Raw genomic sequence first — 247 nt, 5'->3', positions numbered from 1 at the left:
CAGCTGAACCTGATCGACAAGAACATCGCCTCGCTCGACTTTCGCTTCAAGGGTTATAGCGGCCAGAAGGATTCTTTCGAACGGCAGCTTTCACTGCTTACCGAAGAGCGCGATTCCAAGGCTCGCCTCGTCAAGGTCGGGTACATGCGCAAGACGGACCTTCTGGCGATCGAGCGCGCCATGGCCGATGCCATGGGCGATATCTCGCGCCTGCAAGGCGAGCTAAACGAGAGCGAAGCCGAAATCG

General features: G+C 57.9%; 1 protein-coding gene. It reads left to right on the top strand.

Annotation, left to right across the window (positions count from 1 at the left end; all coding sequences use genetic code 11):
* On the top strand, positions 1-247 hold a 247-nt coding region (locus SCA31_RS24915; RefSeq protein WP_410699629.1), incomplete at both ends, for a hypothetical protein.

The organism is Chryseobacterium sp. SIMBA_028 (assembly GCF_046535285.1).
Lineage (GTDB): Bacteria > Bacteroidota > Bacteroidia > Flavobacteriales > Weeksellaceae > Chryseobacterium.
The sequence above is the reverse complement of the archived record's forward strand: the minus strand, read 5'-3'. Positions and strand labels throughout refer to the sequence as shown.